The sequence below is a fragment of the Natrialba sp. INN-245 genome, assembly GCF_009807105.1.
Classification (GTDB): Archaea; Halobacteriota; Halobacteria; order Halobacteriales; family Natrialbaceae; genus Natrarchaeobius; species Natrarchaeobius swarupiae.
On the sequence record NZ_WUBV01000063.1, the window covers coordinates 39,891 to 57,611 of the forward strand.

Annotated in this window: 21 protein-coding genes; 14 read left to right on the plus strand and 7 right to left on the minus strand. The window is 65.3% G+C overall.

Going from position 1 to position 17,721, the window contains the following annotated elements:
• The first annotated feature begins 55 nt into the window (after window positions 1-55).
• From GRS80_RS16710 to GRS80_RS16720, 3 genes are read left to right on the plus strand one after another with little or no spacing between them, the layout of a single operon-like run.
• A complete protein-coding gene (locus GRS80_RS16710; RefSeq protein WP_160048550.1) occupies window positions 56-301 on the plus strand; it encodes a PRC-barrel domain-containing protein in 246 nt (81 codons plus the stop codon).
• A 4-nt stretch (window positions 302-305) separates the two neighbouring features.
• The gene (locus GRS80_RS16715) at window positions 306-764 is read left to right on the plus strand and encodes an NOB1 family endonuclease (protein ID WP_149080286.1); all 459 of its coding nucleotides are present in this window, start codon (window positions 306-308) and stop codon (window positions 762-764) included.
• Window positions 765-822: 58 nt separating this feature from the next.
• Window positions 823-1,140, plus strand: a complete 318-nt coding sequence (locus GRS80_RS16720) for a DNA-directed RNA polymerase subunit M (protein ID WP_160048551.1) — start codon at window positions 823-825, stop codon at window positions 1,138-1,140.
• A 53-nt stretch (window positions 1,141-1,193) separates the two neighbouring features.
• Here the strand turns inward: GRS80_RS16720 and GRS80_RS16725 are convergent, their stop codons facing one another.
• Together GRS80_RS16725 and GRS80_RS16730 are read right to left on the minus strand one after the other, a co-directional pair.
• Window positions 1,194-2,312 carry a type II CAAX endopeptidase family protein gene (locus tag GRS80_RS16725; protein WP_160048552.1) on the minus strand — a complete coding sequence of 373 codons (1,119 nt, stop codon included), beginning with the start codon at window positions 2,310-2,312 and terminating at the stop codon, window positions 1,194-1,196.
• Between the two features lie 187 nt (window positions 2,313-2,499).
• A complete protein-coding gene (locus GRS80_RS16730; protein WP_160048553.1) occupies window positions 2,500-3,804 on the minus strand; it encodes a glucose-6-phosphate isomerase in 1,305 nt (434 codons plus the stop codon).
• Window positions 3,805-4,064: 260 nt separating this feature from the next.
• Between GRS80_RS16730 and GRS80_RS16735 the strand changes: the two genes are divergently transcribed.
• Both GRS80_RS16735 and GRS80_RS16740 read left to right on the plus strand, forming a co-directional pair.
• A complete protein-coding gene (locus GRS80_RS16735; RefSeq protein WP_160048554.1) occupies window positions 4,065-4,856 on the plus strand; it encodes a helix-turn-helix domain-containing protein in 792 nt (263 codons plus the stop codon).
• Between the two features lie 140 nt (window positions 4,857-4,996).
• A complete protein-coding gene (locus GRS80_RS16740) occupies window positions 4,997-5,470 on the plus strand; it encodes a DUF5812 family protein (protein WP_160048555.1) in 474 nt (157 codons plus the stop codon).
• Window positions 5,471-5,497: 27 nt separating this feature from the next.
• On the opposite strand, the gene GRS80_RS16745 is transcribed toward GRS80_RS16740, so the two are convergent.
• Entirely contained in the window at window positions 5,498-5,872 is a 375-nt protein-coding gene (locus GRS80_RS16745) for a hypothetical protein (RefSeq protein WP_160048556.1), read from the minus strand.
• Window positions 5,873-5,990: 118 nt separating this feature from the next.
• On the opposite strand from GRS80_RS16745, the gene secF reads away from it, so the two are divergent.
• Entirely contained in the window at window positions 5,991-6,887 is an 897-nt protein-coding gene (secF, locus tag GRS80_RS16750) for a protein translocase subunit SecF (protein WP_160048557.1), read from the plus strand.
• On the plus strand, window positions 6,887-8,527 hold the full coding sequence (locus GRS80_RS16755) for a preprotein translocase subunit SecD (protein WP_160048558.1): 1,641 nt from the start codon (window positions 6,887-6,889) through the stop codon (window positions 8,525-8,527). Before secF ends, GRS80_RS16755 begins: the two co-directional genes overlap by 1 nt.
• A gap of 104 nt (window positions 8,528-8,631) precedes the next feature.
• On the opposite strand, the gene GRS80_RS16760 is transcribed toward GRS80_RS16755, so the two are convergent.
• Window positions 8,632-9,633, minus strand: coding sequence for a sodium:calcium antiporter (locus tag GRS80_RS16760; protein ID WP_149080279.1), 1,002 nt, complete (start codon window positions 9,631-9,633; stop codon window positions 8,632-8,634).
• Window positions 9,634-9,717: 84 nt separating this feature from the next.
• Window positions 9,718-10,416, minus strand: coding sequence for a ribonuclease HII (rnhB, locus tag GRS80_RS16765; protein ID WP_343161617.1), 699 nt, complete (start codon window positions 10,414-10,416; stop codon window positions 9,718-9,720).
• 86 nt (window positions 10,417-10,502) lie between these two features.
• On the opposite strand from rnhB, the gene GRS80_RS16770 reads away from it, so the two are divergent.
• Both GRS80_RS16770 and GRS80_RS16775 read left to right on the plus strand, forming a co-directional pair.
• A complete protein-coding gene (locus GRS80_RS16770) occupies window positions 10,503-10,805 on the plus strand; it encodes a hypothetical protein (protein WP_160048559.1) in 303 nt (100 codons plus the stop codon).
• Entirely contained in the window at window positions 10,806-11,318 is a 513-nt protein-coding gene (locus GRS80_RS16775) for a hypothetical protein (RefSeq protein ID WP_160048560.1), read from the plus strand.
• Between the two features lie 51 nt (window positions 11,319-11,369).
• Here the strand turns inward: GRS80_RS16775 and GRS80_RS16780 are convergent, their stop codons facing one another.
• A complete protein-coding gene (locus GRS80_RS16780) occupies window positions 11,370-12,716 on the minus strand; it encodes a tRNA pseudouridine(54/55) synthase Pus10 (RefSeq protein ID WP_160048561.1) in 1,347 nt (448 codons plus the stop codon).
• A 151-nt stretch (window positions 12,717-12,867) separates the two neighbouring features.
• Between GRS80_RS16780 and GRS80_RS16785 the strand changes: the two genes are divergently transcribed.
• The 5 genes from GRS80_RS16785 (at window position 12,868) to GRS80_RS16805 (ending at window position 16,749) form a co-directional block, all read left to right on the plus strand.
• Window positions 12,868-13,974, plus strand: coding sequence for a trypsin-like peptidase domain-containing protein (locus GRS80_RS16785; protein WP_160048562.1), 1,107 nt, complete (start codon window positions 12,868-12,870; stop codon window positions 13,972-13,974).
• A 304-nt stretch (window positions 13,975-14,278) separates the two neighbouring features.
• Window positions 14,279-14,473, plus strand: a complete 195-nt coding sequence (locus GRS80_RS16790) for a hypothetical protein (RefSeq protein WP_160048563.1) — start codon at window positions 14,279-14,281, stop codon at window positions 14,471-14,473.
• An 8-nt stretch (window positions 14,474-14,481) separates the two neighbouring features.
• A complete protein-coding gene (locus GRS80_RS16795) occupies window positions 14,482-14,670 on the plus strand; it encodes a hypothetical protein (RefSeq protein ID WP_149080272.1) in 189 nt (62 codons plus the stop codon).
• 168 nt (window positions 14,671-14,838) lie between these two features.
• Window positions 14,839-15,795 (plus strand): nucleotidyltransferase domain-containing protein, encoded by a 957-nt coding sequence (locus GRS80_RS16800; protein ID WP_160048564.1) that lies wholly within the window; start codon window positions 14,839-14,841, stop codon window positions 15,793-15,795.
• A gap of 177 nt (window positions 15,796-15,972) precedes the next feature.
• Complete coding sequence (locus tag GRS80_RS16805) at window positions 15,973-16,749, plus strand: DNA-directed RNA polymerase subunit epsilon (RefSeq protein ID WP_160048565.1); 777 nt, start codon at window positions 15,973-15,975, stop codon at window positions 16,747-16,749.
• Between the two features lie 48 nt (window positions 16,750-16,797).
• On the opposite strand, the gene GRS80_RS16810 is transcribed toward GRS80_RS16805, so the two are convergent.
• The gene (locus tag GRS80_RS16810; RefSeq protein WP_160048566.1) at window positions 16,798-17,628 is read right to left on the minus strand and encodes an NAD(+)/NADH kinase; all 831 of its coding nucleotides are present in this window, start codon (window positions 17,626-17,628) and stop codon (window positions 16,798-16,800) included.
• Between the last annotated feature and the right edge of the window lie 93 nt (window positions 17,629-17,721).

Sequence of the window (17,721 nt, forward strand, 5' to 3'; positions counted from 1 at the left end):
TGATTGATGCGACGCTCCCCCTGTTTTTAATACCGATTAGTAAATACGAGTATACATGAGCGATATACTCGCTGAAAACCTCTCGGGCAAGTCCGTCATGGGATCCGACGGCACCGAGCTTGGACTGCTCTACAACATCACGATGGACCTCAAGACCGGCGGGCTCCACGACCTCATCGTCGAACCCGACGAAGACGTTCCGGCCCAGCGGATCGACTTCGATATCGACGACACCGGCCGATTTCTGGTCCCCGTCAACCGCGTTCAGGCGGTAAAAGACTACATCGTCGTCAAGCGCTAACGGTATGTACGTTCTCGACTCTTCGGCTTTTATTCACGACTTTCATACAACAGAACAGACTGCGACGATTCCGCTCGTCCGCGAGGAACTCGAGGACGAGAGTGCCTATCGCTACGATGCGATGGAAGGCTCCGGGATGCACATTCACATCCCGAACGAGGACACCACGGAGAAGGTCAGACGGGCGGCCAAAGAGTCCGGCGACCTCGAGGTGCTCTCCGATACTGACGTTCGTCTCGTCGCCGCGAGTTTCGAACTCGACGGAACGCTCGTCACCGACGACTACGCGATGCAAAACGTCGCGGAGAAGCTAAACGTCGACGTCGAGGTGATCGCCCGCGAGGGGATCGACGAACAGCGCCACTGGCACTTCCAGTGTCAGGGGTGTGGCCGGGAGTACGACGAGGAGAAAGATCGGTGCCCGATCTGTGGCTCGGCGCTCGCGCGGAAGAACCCGAACTGAACTCCACAACGGATCGGAGGTTAACACATATATCCGACAACCGGTATTCCTCCGTTATATGCAATTCTGTGACGAGTGTGGTTCGATGATGCACACGGAGGGCGACACGTGGGTGTGTCGCTCCTGTGAAAACGAGGAGCCGCGGGACTCGCACGCAGAAGCGGCGATGGCAATCGAGGATGGACAGCGGGACGACGGGGCACCCGCCGTGGCCGACGCGACCCAGGGCACCACCGAGACGACGCAGGAGCCCTGTCCGGCGGACGACTGCGACAGCGACCGGGCCTACTCCGAGTTGATGCCGAAGCCGGGCGGCTCCTACGAGGTTCGGTTGTTCACCTGCGTCGAGTGCGGCGATAAGTGGCGCGAGTCCTGACGGCGTATCTCGCGCTCTGTGTCAACCGAGAGCGCTCGAGTCGATCCAACGTCTCACGCGTAGCCAAGATAGAGGTTCGTAAAGAGGATGGCGTTGTAGACGCCGTGGATGAGCGCTGGAACGACCAGGTTTTCGGTGCGCTCGTAGATCACGCCGAGGACGATCGAGAGTCCGAACACGACGGCGAGGCTCGCGACGAGCTGGCCGGTTCCGGCGGTCCAGTACGCCTGGGTGTGGACGAGCGCGAAGATGACGCTTCCGACGACGACCGCACCAAAGCGGGAAAACGGTGCGTACAACGCCTTCTGAATCACGTTTCGGTAGAGCAGTTCCTCGAAAGGGCCGATGACGAGCAGCGATGCAGGAATCAAGATGAGGAGGATTTCGGGATTCTCCTGGGCCTGCTGGGCCGTGCCGTGATCGGAGCTTTCGACCCCGGTCGTGTAGAACACTGCCGAGATCGCAAACAGCGCGCCGAAAATGACGAGAACGCCGCCGACGGTCCAGAGGACGTCACGCTTGGTTGGCAACCGAACGTCGATGTACGACAGATCGTAGCCCCGAAACACGAGGTAGGCGACGGCGACGGTTCCGGTTCCGACGGCCATTCCGAGCTGGCTGAGCGCGACGGCCTGCGTGAGCGAAAGCGACCCGAAGAGGAGTATGATCGGGATCACCAACAGGACCAGTACCACCTCGATACTGAACAGGCCGACGACACCGACGCCCATCATTCCCGCCGTGTATCCACTCCGGACGAGGAGACCAACGGGATCGACGTCGGCGTAGGAGGCCGCACCGAGACCGATACCCAGACCCGCGGTGACGAACGCGCCGAAGAGCAACGGGAACGAAACCGGGAGCGGATCGAGCGGGACCGGGACGGCGTGTCCCTGGTTCATCGCGTACCCGACGAGGAGGAGAACGCCCACGCTCGAGGAGAGGGCGATCCCGCCGCCGATTCGCCGGTCGACGTCGTCGTGGACGCCGACGAGAAACGCGAGCGTGGCGACACCTGCGAGGGCGAGGGCGGCCCAGATTGCCGGATCCTCGAGACCGCGTTGGACCGGGACGAGCAGGGCGATCAGCGTCACGAGCGAGAGTGCGGCCCCGATTCCCGGGACGACCGCCGACGGAACGGACGTCCCATCGGGTCGTGCAGTCTCGGTCATACGTTTGGGTTCGAGCGAAAGAACATAGGACCTCCGCAACCGGACGCGAACGCCGACTCGTACGAGCGCCGCCTCGAGCCGATCACCGTTTCAGGCCGAACCGCCTCGAGCCAATCACTGTTTCCAACCGATCACCCCTTCGAGCCGATCACAGTCTCCAACCGAGCGCCGCCTCGTGACTGCCCGATTACCGTTCGACGCGAAGCTCCGTCTTCTCGGCGACCGCCTCGGCCTCCGCGAACTCCTCGCCACCGAGTAGTCCGCGCGTCGCCTTTTTCGCCCACTCGACGGCGGGCTGGTTGAAGGCGTTCACCTCGTACAGTTCGCCACCGAGCACACAGGCGGCTTCCATTCCGTACAACAGGCCGCCGAGTTCGTACTCGTCGACGCGCTCGAGTTCGAGGCGGACGTTCGGGCGTCCCGCGGCGGCGAGACTCGCTTCCGTCGCCGCGAACTCGGCCTCGAGTAACTCGCCGAGGGTCGCGTCGCCGAGATACGAGAGATCGTCGACGTCCGTCGCGGGGATCGGCCGGTCTTCGGTCTCTCGCGGTCGGACGAACGTGACGAGCGTCTCCCGCGGCCCGGCCCGGTACAGCTGAAGCTGTGAGTGCTGGTCGGTGACGCCGAGTGCGCGAACCGGCGTCTGTCCGAGCTCGTCTTTCCCGAGGCTCTCGGCCCACAGCTGGGCGAACCACTCCGCGTACGTCTCGAGGGACTCCGCGTAGGGCATCATCGCGTTCGTGCCGATACCGCGTTGATCCAGCGCATACGCCGTCGCGCCGTAGGCGTAGGCCGGACACTCGAACAGCGAGCCCGAAAGCGATTCGGCCTCCGCTTGAGCGCCCGCGAGCACCGCCTCGAGGTCGTGACCACAGACAGCCGCGGCGACCAGTCCGACCGCCGACAGCGCGGAAAAACGACCGGGAACGCCGTCGGGAACCCGAAGCGAGGGTAGGTCGTGGCGATCGGCGAGGTCACGCAGCGGACCGGCGTCGCCGGTCGTGACGATCGTCCGCTCGGTCCAGTCGACGCCGGCCGACTCGAACGCCTCCCGGACGACGAGGAAGTTCGCGAGCGTCTCCGCCGTCGTTCCCGACCGCGAGACGACGTTGATCGCCGTCTCCGCGAGAGGAAGTCCCTCGAGTCGGCGCGAGACCCACACGGGGTCGACGTTGTCGAGGAAGACGGTCTCCGTCCCATCGCCCTCGTTCTCGAGGGCGTCGACGATGGTCGCCGCGCCGAGGGCGCTGCCGCCGATGCCGATCGTGATCAGCGCCTCGGCGTCCGCGACGGGGTCGACGGTCGATCGGATCTCGCCGGGATCCGTCCGCTCGGGGAGGTTCAACGCAGCGTAGCCGTGTTCGCCGTCTGCTCGGCCGGCCTCGATTCGTTCGTGTGCGTTCGCCACCCGCTCGTCCAGTCGCTCGAGGGAGTCTCTCGAGACGCCCGGCGAGGAGACCGACGCGAGCGCGTTACCGATGTCGACGTTCATGGACGGAACACCACTGGCCTGGATTAAAGTCGTTCCGTCACGCGATCCGTCCGGCCCGGTATCGACGTATCGGGGCGGTCCGAACTCGACCGCACTGCGTTCGAGGCGTCCGCTGTCTGAGACGGATGCTGTCCCGACGTTCCGGTGGGCACGTCCCACGGGTTGCGGGTGCGCCGGGAGAGCGAGACACCAGCCTCCGAACGAACCGGATTCGCGGGCCGATGGGAACGCCTTTGGCAGCGAACCGACAACGGGTTTTCATGACCGAACTCGAGGAACTCGGACTCTCGAGCTACGAGGAGAGCGCCTACCGGGCGTTACTCGCCAGCGGCGCGGCGACCGCACGGACGGTCTCGGAGACCAGCGGCGTGCCGACGGGGCGGATCTACGACGTGTTGAACGGACTCGAGGCCCGCGGGATCGTCAACGCCCACCCCGGCGATCCGCGGCGGTACGTCGCGGTCGATCCCGACGAGGCCGTCGATCGGCTGCTGGCGGAACGGACACGCACGCTCGAGCGCGAGGAGAGGCGCTACCGGAAACTCGCGGACGCGATTCGGTCGGATCTCGCGCCGACGCCGCCGACCGACGGGAACTTCTGGCCGGCACCGCTGGGCAGCGAGGACGCGATCACCACGCTTCGAGAGCAGGTCAGGACCGCCGAGGAACGCATCTTCGCCGTCGTCGGTTCGCCGTACGAGAACGCGCCGTGGGAGCGCTACCGGGCGGAACTCGAGGCGTTTTTCGACGGGATAAACGGGGACCTCGAGGTCCAGTTCCTGGTAAGCGACACGTTGGCCGAGACGCTTCCAGCGGCCGCGTTCGAACTGGCGACGAATCAGGACGCCACCGTCGAGGTCAGACGGACGAGCGAGGGATACGTCTCGCTCGATATCGTCGACGGGACCAGCGTCGCCATCGACATCCCACACCCCAGTTTCGACGACGAGCGCATCGGCGTCGTCGACATTCGTGACGAAGAGTTCGCCGCGCGACTCGAGTGTCAGTTCGAGTCGGTGTGGGCCGACGCCGATCCTGTGCTTTCCCAGTAGCACGTTCTTTTCCTCGTTCTCCCGCAGCTCTTCCCCAACCCGCGAAGAGAGCCAGGTCGATGCGACGGGCTCGAGTCGGGATGTCGAACCGACGGTGACGAGACGAAACCTCGAAAACCGTCCTCCGCCTACGGGGGGGCATGAGCGAGAAGACCGGGACGTTCGTCGTCACCCACGCCGAGGCGGAGTCGGCCGTCGTCCGCGACGTCGAGACTGCACAGGTACACACGCTGGCTTCGAACCCAGGGCTCGAGGTCCACGACGTTCTCGAGGCGACGGTCGCACCCGATCCGCCCCTCGAGGTGACCTGGCAGGTGATCGAGGTCGACGGCCGTCGATCGATCGAACTGGTCGACAGCGATCTCGAGCCGACCAGGCACGAAACGGAAATCGCAGCAGAGGCGGCCGTCGGGGACGTCGTCCGGGAGGAACGGGCCGGAACCGGAGAGATCCACGTTCTCCGTGTCCCGGAAGACGAGATCGAATCCGCCGCACAGGACGTCATCGACGACGAGGAGACGATCGCGCGAGCGGCACGGCTCGAGGCGGTTCGCGTCGAAGTCCGTCGGTCGGCCGACGACGGCGTGGTGAGCGTCCGGTATCTGCCGGACTGATCGCCGCCGTCTCCCGACGAACCGTCGTCAGGAGTGACTCGGCCCCTCCTTGCTCTGGACGCTCCAGGATCCCTCGACGCCGCAGGCGTCGCGAACCTCGTACTCGATCGCCGTCTCCGCGTCGATTCGACTGCCGCCGTCGGTTCGCTCGACCCGAAGCGGGACGTCGAGTGTGTTCCCACAGCAGCCGACGCCGACGAACTCCTCCCAGACGTTGCCATCGCGCGCGGTCTCCCTCGTCTTCCGGAGAAACGCACGGAACGAAGATTTCTCGACCTGAAACCGGCCCCAGTCGGAGAGGTCCGCGGGATACGAAACCACGACCCGGTCGGCCGACTTTGATTCTTCGGCTGACGCTGGGTCGTCGGGTCGGTCGCCCTGAGGCTCGCGAGTGTCGGTCATACGCCGACGTACGGCCTCGAGCGGCTTCAGTGTGCGGAATATTTCGATTTCGACTGTCCAGAAACATGCTGCAGAAATTGAGAAGGCTTACTTCGGCTGACTTCCAGTGGTCCGATACATGGGGTATTTCGACGTACCGGAGATAGAGTACTCCCGGTACAGCAACCGCCAGCTCGCGGCGGTGCCGCTCGCGCTTCTCGCGGTTGCACTGCTCGTCCTCAGCGGTTCGTTTCTCGTGACCGGAGCGCCGGTCCAGCTGGGGATGGACTTCGCCGGCGGCGCGGAACTGACGGTCCAGACGACCTCCTCGGAGGCGGAGATCGAATCGGCGTTCGATCGCGAACCCGACTCGATCACGACCATCCAGGCGCCGGGGGTCGACAACCAGTACACGGTTCAGTTCGCCGGCGTGGAGGACCAGGAGACGATCCAGGGACTGTCCGATCAGGCCGAGGCGAACCTCGAGGCCGACGGCGACGCGTCGATCGTTCAGTCCGAGACGACGGCGTCTGCGAGTTTCGCCCAGCAGGCCCAACAGACCGCCCTGCTCGGAATCGCCGTCGCGTTCCTCGGCATGAGTGTCCTCGCGTTCTTGCTCTTTCGGACGTTCGTTCCGTCGATCGCGATCGTCCTCTCGGCGTTCTCGGACATCGTGATCCCGCTCGCGTTCATGTCGCTTGCGGGTATCCAGCTCTCGCTCGGAACGGTCGCCGCACTCCTGATGTTGATCGGGTACTCGGTCGACTCCGACATCCTGTTGAACAATCACATCCTCCGGCGGAGCGGTGACTTCTACGAGAGCACCCACCGCGCATCCCGGACCGGGATCACGATGACCGTGACGTCGATGATGGCGATGCTCGTCATGGGGATCGCCGCGTCGCTGTTCGGCGTCGAGTTGCTCGCATCGATCGGCATCATCCTCTTCGTCGGTCTCGCGGCAGACCTGATGAACACCTACATGTTAAACGTCAGCCTGCTTCGGTGGTACAAGTTCCACGGGGTGAGATCGTAATGGGGCCGAAAGCGTTCGTCATGGAGTACTGGCGACTGATCCTCATCGTCGCCTTCGTCGGCGGCGCGCTCGTCGCCCTCTTTATCCCCGGTGGCATCGTCGCGGACGACTCGCTGGCCGGCGAGGAAGCCGAGGTCGAAGACCGGGCGACGAACATCGAGTACGGACTCGGTCTCGACGGCGGAACGCGGGTGAGCGCACCGCCCGTCGGAATGACCGCCGACAACCTCGAGATCGAACACGACGAGCAACGCCAGCTCACGGAGGCCTTACTGGCGTACGAGTACGACGACGCCGATCTCGAGTCGGCCGACGTCCGGGTGCGCTACCACGAAAACGACGACCGTTACACCGCGGAGCTCTTCTCTAACGAGGTGAGCCACGCCGAGTTCGCCGACGCGCTGAATTCGGCTGACCTCGGCCTCGAGGTCACCGAAGACGACGTCGAGGACGGCGTCACCCAGCAGACCCGCGACTCGATCATCCAGACGATCGAGCTACGGATCAACGAGGCTGGACTCTCCGGCGGGAACGCCTACGAGGAGGCGACGCTCGGTGGCCAGTACTACATCGTCACCGAAGTGCCGGGCATGGAACCGGACGAGCTTCGTGAGCTTCTGAGCGACCGGGGTGACGTTCGTATCGTCGCATTCCATCCCGACGGCGACGGTGGCCAGGCGAACCAGACGGTCCTCGAGGGTCAGGAGATCGCCGAGCCCGGCGTCGCCTCCTACGACGATCAGCGCGACCAACACTACGTCCCGGTGACCGTCGACGGTACCGAAGACGAGGACGGCAACAGTCCCGCCTCGGAGTACCAGAACTCGATGAACGAACTCGGATTTACGGGCGAAGGGCAAGGCCGCTGTCACATTCAGGATCGCCAGGCCGGCGAGTTCGACTTCGACCCCGACGATCCCCAGTGGTGTCTGCTCACCGTCGTCGACGGCGACGTGGTCGACGCTCACAGTATGGGCGGCGACCTCGGCAACAATATGGCGGCGGGAACCTGGGTGAACGATCCGACGTTCCGGATGATCGTGCCGACCCAGCAAGACGCCCACCACCTCGCAGTGAACCTCCAGTCGGGTGCACTCGAGGCACCGCTGGATTTCAGTCAGGAACAGACGTTTACCGTCCAGCCCTCCCAGGCCGAGCAGTTCCAGCTCTACTCGCTGCTCATCGGCGGGCTCGCGGTGGTGACCGTCTGTGGGATGATCTTCCTGCGCTACCGGAACCCGAAGGTCGCAGCGCCGATGTTCCTCACGGCGATGGCCGAGGTGGTGATCCTGCTCGGGTTCGCCGCGGCGATACGGATGCCACTCGACCTCTCGCACGTCGCCGGGTTCATCGCCGTCGTCGGGACGGGGGTGGACGACCTCGTCATCATCGCCGACGAGGTGATGGACGACGGCGACGTCAGCTCGAGTCGGGTGTTCGAATCCCGGTTCCGGAAAGCGTTCTGGATCATCGGGGCCGCGGCGGCGACGACGATCATCGCGCTCTCGCCGCTTGCCGTGCTCAGCCTCGGCGACCTGCGCGGGTTCGCCATCATCACGATCCTGGGCGTGCTCATCGGGGTGCTAATCACCCGTCCGGCCTACGGGGACATCCTCCAGCGTCTGCTGACGGACAAGTAACGCCGCCCCGACGAGCCGTTTTTTCCCGCTGAATCACGCTCCGCGAGCGACGACGAGCATCGAGTGACGGCGCTTCGATCGAGGTTGGCGAGAGCCGACCGACCTCAGCTCGGGACGACGTTCGTCGTACCGACGCTCTCGAGGATCAGCCAGCCGACAAAAACGCCGTAGAGGACGAGCAACGTCCAGGCCTCGCGTCTCGTGAGGAGCATGTCGGTTCGCACGATCGCGAAGAAGACGACCGTCGCGAGGATCAGAAACCCCATCATCGGGACGACGTGTGGGAACGCGATCTCGAGCGAGCCGGCGACGAGAACGCCCGCGGGAATCGCCACCAGGAGATCGAACACGTTGCTCCCGAGGACGTTCGCGAGGCTCACGCTCGCACGACCCTCCCGGGCGGCGACGACGCTGACGAACGCGTCCGGGACGCTCGAACCGGCGGCGACGACGATCATCCCCCAGAGGAACGCCGGCGTGGCGAACGCGTCGCCGAGTCCGATCGCAGCCAGAACCAGTCCCTCGACGCCGACGACGATGACGACCAGCCCGACGGCGAACCACCCCCAGGTTCCCGCGCCGACGTCCTTGCGGACGGCGTCGTGATCGGCGACGTCGAGAAACTGGACGAACAGGTACAGAACGTACAGTCCGAGCGGGAGTAACGCGAGTGGCCGCGTCATCGTCCCTGCGAGGGCGTTCTCGGAACCGGGGTAGTAGATGACCGCGAGCGAGAACGTCAACAGGAGGACGGCGACCGCGAGCATGTAGAACAGCGCTTCCTTGTAGACGAGATCGCGGTTCGTATCCATCCGACCGCCGACCAGTACCGACACACCGGGGATAACGAGCAGGTTGAACACCGCAGAGCCGACGATCGCACCGACGCCAAGCTCGAACTCGCCGTGACGGAGCGTCGCGAGGAGAACGCTCGCCAGTTCCGGCATACTCGAGCCGACGGCGGCGATCACTGCGCCCTGGACAACGCCCGGGACGCCGTAGCCAGCCGCGAGGTCGTTGGCCGCGCGCTCGAGCCACTCGCTTCCCTTCCAGACGACCGCCGTCGCAGCGGCGGCGAGCGCCAAAAGCGACAGAACCTCGAGCACGGTCGTTCTTGCACCGACCGACCGCTTAAACCTTCGATGGGTCCGTCACAATTCGTCGGTGTTCACCGGTTTTCGAACTGCTCGCTATCCAAACCGCTCGAGTCCGGTCTGCTGGGCGGCCACGAGGACGTCCTGGCAGGTCGACCACGACTCGCGAGCGAACGGCGGCAGTTCGCCGCGGTCGGCGACGTAGGACTCGAGAAACTCGCGAGTCGTCGGATCGCTCGGATAGCCGCTGCCGACCTCGCCGTACTCCTCGGCGATGGTGGCAACGTGGGCGTCGCGTTCGACTTTCGCGATCACGCTCGCCGCCCCCACGAGCGCCGAGTCGTCGTCGGCACCGTGACGGGCGTCGATCTCGAGCGGGCGATCGATCTCGGGTGAACACGCCTCGGTCACCCGTCGGGCGAACCGGTCGGCGTCGGTGTCGCAGGCGTCGCACAGCCCCTCGATCGGACCCGTGGGGGTCGCCCCGTCGATCGACTCGAGGTCGTCGACCCCCTCGAGCGCGTCCGCGATCGCCATCGCGTGAGCACTGACGGCGAGTGAGTTCATGTCCGTCTCCGGATCGTCGATCGTCGCCGGCGTGATCTCGGCGACGCCGACGCGGATCCGGTCGTCCGCTCGAAGCGTCGCCGCCAGTTCGTCGCGGCGCGCGGGTGCGAGTCGCTTCGAGTCCGCGATTCCGTCGGGGAGGGCGGCGGGCTCTTCGAGGTACACCGCCGCGGCGAACATCGACCCCAGTGCGGGACCTTTTCCGGCTTCGTCGACGCCGAATTGCACGTCTCGAGGTGATCGATTGCAGACGGTTAAGTCGTTCGCTGTCGAGTACACAACGCCTATAGCAGCAGGCGTACAATGTACACATCATGAGTTCCGAGAAGAAACGAGTACAGTTTCGTGCCCCCCATCGGCTCATCGACCGGGCGGACGCGCTCGCGACGGTACTCGGCTCGGATCGAACTGACGTCCTCGTGACGGCACTTCGCGAGTACCTCCGCGAAGCAGCACACGACGACGAACTCAAACAGGAGATCGCCGCCGCCTACTACGACGACGAGATCACGTTCGATGAACTCGCCGATCTCGTCGGTCGGGAGGAAGCGGCGAATTTCCGCGTACTCAAGCGGCAACTCGACGACGAGTACGTCGACGAAATCGCCGATCTATAGATGGCGGAGGTAGTTGCGGATACGTCCGCCCTCGTCAGTCTCGGAATCGTCGACGAGGCGGACCGTTCCCCGTTTCGGCTACTGGAGGCAGAATACGCGCTACTCGTTCCGAACGCCGTCTATCGAGAACTCGAGGAAGTCGCATCGTTCGACGACAAACACGGCCGAGCAGCGACGAGCGTCCTCGATCGGCTCACGGAGGACCAACTGCGTGAGGCGGACCTCGACGAGGCGTTTCCGCTCGACGAGGGAGAAAACGCGGCCGTGAGTTTGGCGAACAAACGGGCAAGCGATCTCCTCCTGTGCGACGAGTTCAACAGCCTCGGATTGATCCACGCCTCGTTGGCGGACACGCGTCTCGTAACGACCCCGACGCTCCTCTCGTCGTTTATCCGACGAGGAACGTGTTCTGCCGACGAAGCGGTCGCCTTCCTCGATTCGATCGCGGCGGTTCGAAGCTGGGACGGGAACACCTACGTCAAGCGAGCTCGGTCCCGCCTCGAGACGGAGTGATCCGGGACGGCCGTAGCTCGAGCGTCGGAATCGACGGCGTCTCCGCTCGAGCTACGAGCGCGGTTCGTCTCGGAAGTACGCCTCGAGTTCGAACGGCTCGTCCTCGCCTTCGACACCGGTCACGTCGAGGGCCGTCACCTCGGCGTCGGTCTCGAGCAACCCGGCGAGACTCGGCTCCGTCCGTCCGTCGTCGCTGCTGATGAGTTCTTTGACGTAGAGCCCGCCAGCGCCGTGGATCCGAACCTCGGCCTCGGTCGGCTCCGTCAACTCGCCGTCGATCTCGTAGACCGTCCGCTCACGGGTGAGATTCGCCCGCCGGTGGTCGACTCGCTGTGGCGTGTACTGTTCGACGGTCGTTCCCGAGAGTTCGGCGAGTGCGGCCTCGAACTCGTCTCGCTCGACGGAGTCGGCGAACGCGACGTCGGCCCGATAGCGCTTGCTCGCGTCGTGTTCTTTGACCCGTTCGACCATCTCGTACGTTGCGAGTCGGAGCCCGTCGACCTCGACTGCGCCCTCGGCGGCCTCGTTGATCTCGGCCTCGAGTTCGGCTGGGTCCGGATCCCGCACGCGGGGCCGTTTCACCTCGAGGACGAACGGTCGTCCCCCCTCGAGCATCCGGGCGTCGACGTCCTCGCGGCCGGCTCCGTGGAAGGTGCCTTCGTCGCCGTCCATCGCGCAGACGACGTGGGGGCGGACGACCTGCTCGACGCTCGTGTCGTACATGTAGCCCGAACCGCCGCAGTGCTCGCAGGGTTCCTCGCCGTCGTCGCCGAGTTGGACGCCGCTGCCGCCACACTCTCGGCAGGGCCACTCGGTCTGTGGAATGTCCCGCTCGAGTTTACGGTAGCGGCCGTAGACGAACGCCGGATTCACCTGGACGTCGACTGCGTGACTCGTCACCTCGCCGGACTCGATGGCCTCGAGCGGATCGAATCCGGCGAGGTCGATCACGGCGAGGACGTCGGGGCGGTCGAAGTCGACGTCGGTTCCCGTCTCCGCGCCGACGCGGCGGCCGACCTCTCGATTGACTTCGCGTTTCATCGACTCGCCGACGTCCGGCTCGAGACCGGCGTCCTCGCGGAGGAGCCGCTCGTTTTCTTCGACGAGCGGCGGCACTTGCGTTCCAACCTGATAGGTCTCGAACTCGACGCCTGAGAGGGCGTCGACGACCGTCTCGGCGATCGCGTCGAACGTGCCACAGTGCCCCTCACAGACCCAGCAGGTGTCGGGGTCGGTCGGTTCGAAGTCCTCGTCGTCGGCGAGTGCGACCGTCGTTCGGAGCGCCCGACCGCGTTCGGCGTTGGTCAGCCCGAAGCTCCTGTCGGCGAACGGGCGGCCGAGACAGGAGTCACAGACCGCTCCCGTCGCCAACAGCGCGCGGGCGTCGTCGATGATCATGTCCCGAGCGTGGGGGGCCGTGCGTAACACGTTTTCTGTTCCCCGATACTCGGGCCATCCCCGAGGTCCGGTCGGAGCCAGGGGTTTCCAGTACTCGAGGGGGTGTTCCGTTTCCCCGGTGTTCAAATGGGTGTGGTCCTAGCCGTGGCGTATGCAAAATCCCGAATTGAGTCGCCGCGGCCTCCTCGCTGCCGCTGGCGGCGGTCTCGTCGGTTCCCTCGCCGGCTGTGCGGAACCCCAGCGCGACAGCGCCGTCGAGGGCGGCTTGTCGGCGGAGATCGACCGCGACGATCACGCCGAGGGATCGACGTACACCGACGTCTACGACGCGATCATCGACTCCGTGACCCAGGTCCGCGTCTTCGGCGTCGAGGATCCGCTCACCCAGACCGAAGGTCGCGGTCAGGGATCCGGCTTTCTCTACGATGACCGCCACCTCGTGACCAACGAACACGTCGTCGCCGACGGCGAGGAAGTCGACCTCCAGTACATCAACGGCGACTGGACGGCGACGAAGCTCGTCGGCGTCGACCGCTTTAGCGATCTTGCCGTCCTCGAGGCCGACCACGTTCCCGACGCCGCGACGCCGCTTTCGCTGACCGAACAACGGCCCGTCGTCGGACAACAGGTGCTCGCGATCGGCAACCCCTACGGCCTCGAGGGATCGATGTCGGCTGGCGTCGTCAGCGGCGTCAACCGGACCCTCGACGCGCCGGGGCGGCGCTTTTCGTTCCCGAACGTGGTCCAGACCGATGCGGCCGTCAATCCGGGCAACAGCGGCGGGCCGCTCGTCGACCTCGAGGGGAACGTCGTCGGCGTCGTCAACGCAGGCGGCGGCAACAACATCGGCTTCGCCATCTCGGCCGCTCTGACCGAGCGTGTGGTACCGGCGCTCATCGAAGACGGCGAGTTCGAACACCCATTCATGGGGATCACGCTGGCGACGGTCGATCGGCTGATCGCCGAGGAGAACGACCTCTCGAAGGCGGGAGGGGTTATCGTCGTCGACGTCCTGCCCGACGGCCCCGCCACCGGCGTCCTCGAGGGCTCGGATCGAACGACTACCCGCCGAAACGAGGAGATCCCGGTCGGCGGCGACGTCATCCTCGAGATGAACGGCGAGCCGATCCCCGACAGGCACGCACTCTCGACGTTTCTCGCCCTCGAGACCAGCCCCGGCGACGAACTCGAGTTGTTGCTCCGACGCGGTAGCTCCGAGACGGTCGAAACGATGACGCTCGCGGCCCGCCCGGAGTAGTCGTCGCTCCCACCGGCGAGAGCGTACTCACACCCCCATCCCGTACCGAGCGATCCGTGGGTGTTGGCGATCGCCGCGAGTGCGTCCGAAATCCGATATTACTCGAGCGTAACGGGTAACTACCGTTACAGTCGATCCCTAAGACCGCCGGACACGTCACGCAAAGACGAACTCACTGACGTGGAAACGGCGGTCACGATCGACGCCGGGCGTACGAGCGGCATCGTCGTCCAGTCCGGTAATCGATCGATAACAATGGGGTCCAATCGGGTAAATTCGATCGGCGCACCTCGCCTGTTACCATATGACATACGATGTCGAATCACGGACCGACGAACTCGACGACTCGAGTGCAGCCCTCGATCACGTCGTCGTCGAAAACGACGACGCGCCGAACGAATGTGCGATCTTCCCGAAGGCGGCGAGCGAGGATCGACTGCTGACCAACTGGCTTACGGCTCACGGGGACTCGTTCGTCTCGCTCGAGTCGATGCGATAGGCCGCAGTATGCACATCGGCGACTCCGCGACCGCTGCAGGCTTCTGGATCAGCACGCTCCTTCCCGTCGCCTACGTTCCCGTCCTCGTCGCCGGGATCGACTCCGTCGGGAGACTGTCGCTGTTCCTCGGACTGCTCGCGGTTCACGCCCTCGCACTCGTCGTCGGGCACGACTACCCGAAGTCGCGCCCGCAGTGAGCGTCTCTCCTCGTCTTTCGTCTTCGGCCAGGCCGAAGAGCGCGGACTCGAGTCGGCAACCGAAGGTCGTCTCCCCAACCGCTCGTCCTTTAAGTGTCTCTGGTCACAAGATGAAGATATAGTAGGGAAACGCCGTCTACGACGGCGGCGTTCCAGTTCGTTCTTCCGATGACATCCGTTCCAGCGGCCGTGATCGACGCCACCGACGAAGAACTCTCGGCTCTCGAGTCGGATCACGACGTCGACGTCGTGCTGGCGGCCGCCCGGGGTAGTCACGCGTGGGGCGCGGCCGGCCCCGAAAGCGATTACGACGTCGGGTTCGTCTTCGTCCAGTCGGACCTCCGCCGGTACGCCCACGTTCGCCAACCGCCGACGACGATAACGTCGGAAGCCGATCGCACGGACGTCGACCTCGAGTTCCAGGGGTGGGACGTCCGCACGTTCGCCCGGTTGCTCGCCGACTCGAACGACGGCGCGATCGATCTCCTTCGGAGTCCGATCCGCTACCGGAGCGCGTACGACCCCGACGAACTGGCGGCGTACGTCGAACGGACGGTTGATCCGATGGACCTCTATCACGCCTGGCGCGGGATCGCGACGAACAACTACCGGAAGTACGTCTCCCACCACCTCGTGCGAAACGACGACGAGACGGTTCCCATCCTCGAGACGACCGACGACGGCTACGTGGTCGAGGCAGGCGACGGGACGACGACGGTTCCGGCCGACGACGAACGATACGCGGAGACGCAGACGCGACCGACCGTCAAACGAAACCTGACGATCACCCGGGCGGCGATGTACGCACGCTACCTGTGGGCGACCGGCGAGCGCGGCGAGCACGAGCTCCCCGAACTCGAGTTCGATCGCTTCCTGTCCGAGCAGGCCCCGACGGTGTTCGACGCCGAGCGGATCGACCGCGCTCACACGTTGCTCGAACGAAAGCGCCGGGGCGAGGGCACGGAGACGATCGGCGACGCGGTCGGGCGCGCGTTCGCACACCCACCCGTCGAGATCGATCCCGGAAGGCACGCACGCGACGGACCGGAGACGGACCGACTCGATGCGTTCGTCGACGGGATGATCGCGGCGGCTCACGGAACCGGGGATCGCTCGGTTCTTTAAGTGCTTCTGGTCACAAGGTAAAGCTACGAAGGGATTCTCGCCGGGGCCAAACGCGAGAGCGTCAGATATCGTCGATCCGCTCGTAGCCGGATCGTATCATCGACGCTACTGGTCCGGTCCACACCGTTGCGAAACGAGCGAGCATTTTTCACTCTCCCCCGCCGAACCACCGACGAGATGAGAGACGACGGTGTCGATCCCCGATCCAACCCGGAAGGGGGCGTCGCACTCGAGCGCCCTCGAACGCCCGAACGCGAGCGTCGCCTCGAGACGCGCCCTGGCTCCGGATCGCTCTCCCGGGCGGACGTCCAGCGTGACTCGACGGTCCGCCGGTGGGGCGTCGTCACGCCGAGTGCGACCGTCATCGGCCGCGCGGAGTCACCCGACGGCGATCTCTCGGAGAACGTTCGCCGCCTCCACGACGAACAACACGCGGCGACGCCGGGCTACAGCGAGCGCGCACACCACCTCGACCGACTGCGCACGACGCAGGCGCTGTGTAACGCCCTCGAGGTAACGCCGTGGCAACGCGACCTCGCGCTCGGCGTGATGGACGAGATCGACCTCACCGAGTTCGGAAGTCAGCGCGCGATCGAGAAGGTCGCGCTGGTGGTCATCAGACACGTCGTCGACGTCGACCGGCGGACGTACTTCGGCCTCGACGACGTCGACGTCGGATCGCTGTCGGCCGACCGAATGGACGACCTGTTCGGTCGTTACCGCGCCCACGACATCACCGACGAATCGGCGTTTACGCGGCTGGCCGCCCAGTACGGCCTCGACAAAACGAATCTCAACCGGCTTCGGCGGGTGTTGAAGAGTCAACTCGACGACGAGCTACCCGCGTACGGCCGGAACCCCTACCGTGATCCCAACCTGCCCGAGTCGTCCACAACCGACCCCGAGACCGACTCCGACAGCACGACCGGAAGAGACGACGACCGACGTCCGTAGTTCACGGAGTTCTCCGGAACAGCCTCGCTGAGTCGACGGCCAGGTCGGTCACTCGAGTTTCTCGAGGCCGTCGAAGAAGTTCGTTCTCGGACCGACGAGGGTGACGGGGTCGGCCGCAAGCGAGACCGAGACCGTCGCAGGCGACTCGAGTCGGTGGCGATTTCGCCCGTCGCTGATCGCATACGCCGTCTCGGCCCCCGTGACGGTTAGTTCGAGTTCTGCGCCGGGATCGACGACGAGCGGCGGCATCGAGTCTTCAGCCGCCATCTGCGTGACGACGAGGGCGTCGGCCGTCGGGTGGACGAGTGGCCCGCCCTCGCTCAGATTGTACGCCGTCGAACCCGTCGGCGTCGCGACGAGGACGCCGTCGGCGTGGCCGTCCGCGTACCGCGTGCCGTCGACGCGAATCTCGATCGTCGCTCCGCCACCGTGGCCCCGTCGGGGCCCGTGGACGACGATCTCGTTGAGCGCGGGTTCGAGCGTCCATCCGTCCCCACGCGCCCGGAGTCGCTCGAGGGTTCGTCTCTCGAGTGGATCACCCCCCCGGAGTCGGTCGACGAGATCGGTGACGACGTCGACCGCATCGGCTGGTGAGACGGCATTTAGAAAGCCGACCTCGCCGAGGTTTACTCCGAGGATCGGCGTCGATCCGACCTCACGGGCGACGAACAGCAGCGTTCCGTCGCCGCCGATGCTCACGACGAGGTCGGAGTCGGCCATCTCGGTCACCGGAACGGACACCACGTCGATCGCGTCGCCGGTTTCCTCGTCGACGGCGACCGCGACCGAATCAGATTCGAGCACGTCGAGAAGCGCTTCGGTGAGTTGCTGTGCCCGCTCGTTGCCACGTTGGGCGACGATTCCGACGTCGACGTCCATCGTCGGCGGATACCCGTTCCGGGGTCAAAAAGCCACGCCTCTCGAGCGCCACGGCCGGAAACGACATTACGCCGGCTGAACACATTTTAGACG

What these genes read in the sequence shown, in the direction of transcription:
- GRS80_RS16755 (WP_160048558.1), top strand. Translation starts at nt 6,887, where the DNA reads ATGGGGCCGAAAGCGTTCGTCATGGAGTACTGGCGACTGATCCTCATC.
- GRS80_RS16805 (WP_160048565.1), top strand. Translation starts at nt 15,973, where the DNA reads ATGAGAGACGACGGTGTCGATCCCCGATCCAACCCGGAAGGGGGCGTC.
- GRS80_RS16730 (WP_160048553.1), bottom strand. Translation starts at nt 3,804, where the DNA reads ATGAACGTCGACATCGGTAACGCGCTCGCGTCGGTCTCCTCGCCGGGC.
- GRS80_RS16725 (WP_160048552.1), bottom strand. Translation starts at nt 2,312, where the DNA reads ATGACCGAGACTGCACGACCCGATGGGACGTCCGTTCCGTCGGCGGTC.
- GRS80_RS16810 (WP_160048566.1), bottom strand. Translation starts at nt 17,628, where the DNA reads ATGGACGTCGACGTCGGAATCGTCGCCCAACGTGGCAACGAGCGGGCA.
- GRS80_RS16785 (WP_160048562.1), top strand. Translation starts at nt 12,868, where the DNA reads ATGCAAAATCCCGAATTGAGTCGCCGCGGCCTCCTCGCTGCCGCTGGC.
- GRS80_RS16770 (WP_160048559.1), top strand. Translation starts at nt 10,503, where the DNA reads ATGAGTTCCGAGAAGAAACGAGTACAGTTTCGTGCCCCCCATCGGCTC.
- secF (WP_160048557.1), top strand. Translation starts at nt 5,991, where the DNA reads ATGGGGTATTTCGACGTACCGGAGATAGAGTACTCCCGGTACAGCAAC.
- GRS80_RS16715 (WP_149080286.1), top strand. Translation starts at nt 306, where the DNA reads ATGTACGTTCTCGACTCTTCGGCTTTTATTCACGACTTTCATACAACA.
- GRS80_RS16795 (WP_149080272.1), top strand. Translation starts at nt 14,482, where the DNA reads ATGCACATCGGCGACTCCGCGACCGCTGCAGGCTTCTGGATCAGCACG.
- GRS80_RS16775 (WP_160048560.1), top strand. Translation starts at nt 10,806, where the DNA reads ATGGCGGAGGTAGTTGCGGATACGTCCGCCCTCGTCAGTCTCGGAATC.
- GRS80_RS16800 (WP_160048564.1), top strand. Translation starts at nt 14,839, where the DNA reads ATGACATCCGTTCCAGCGGCCGTGATCGACGCCACCGACGAAGAACTC.
- GRS80_RS16720 (WP_160048551.1), top strand. Translation starts at nt 823, where the DNA reads ATGCAATTCTGTGACGAGTGTGGTTCGATGATGCACACGGAGGGCGAC.
- GRS80_RS16740 (WP_160048555.1), top strand. Translation starts at nt 4,997, where the DNA reads ATGAGCGAGAAGACCGGGACGTTCGTCGTCACCCACGCCGAGGCGGAG.
- GRS80_RS16790 (WP_160048563.1), top strand. Translation starts at nt 14,279, where the DNA reads ATGACATACGATGTCGAATCACGGACCGACGAACTCGACGACTCGAGT.
- GRS80_RS16710 (WP_160048550.1), top strand. Translation starts at nt 56, where the DNA reads ATGAGCGATATACTCGCTGAAAACCTCTCGGGCAAGTCCGTCATGGGA.
- GRS80_RS16735 (WP_160048554.1), top strand. Translation starts at nt 4,065, where the DNA reads ATGACCGAACTCGAGGAACTCGGACTCTCGAGCTACGAGGAGAGCGCC.
- GRS80_RS16745 (WP_160048556.1), bottom strand. Translation starts at nt 5,872, where the DNA reads ATGACCGACACTCGCGAGCCTCAGGGCGACCGACCCGACGACCCAGCG.
- GRS80_RS16780 (WP_160048561.1), bottom strand. Translation starts at nt 12,716, where the DNA reads ATGATCATCGACGACGCCCGCGCGCTGTTGGCGACGGGAGCGGTCTGT.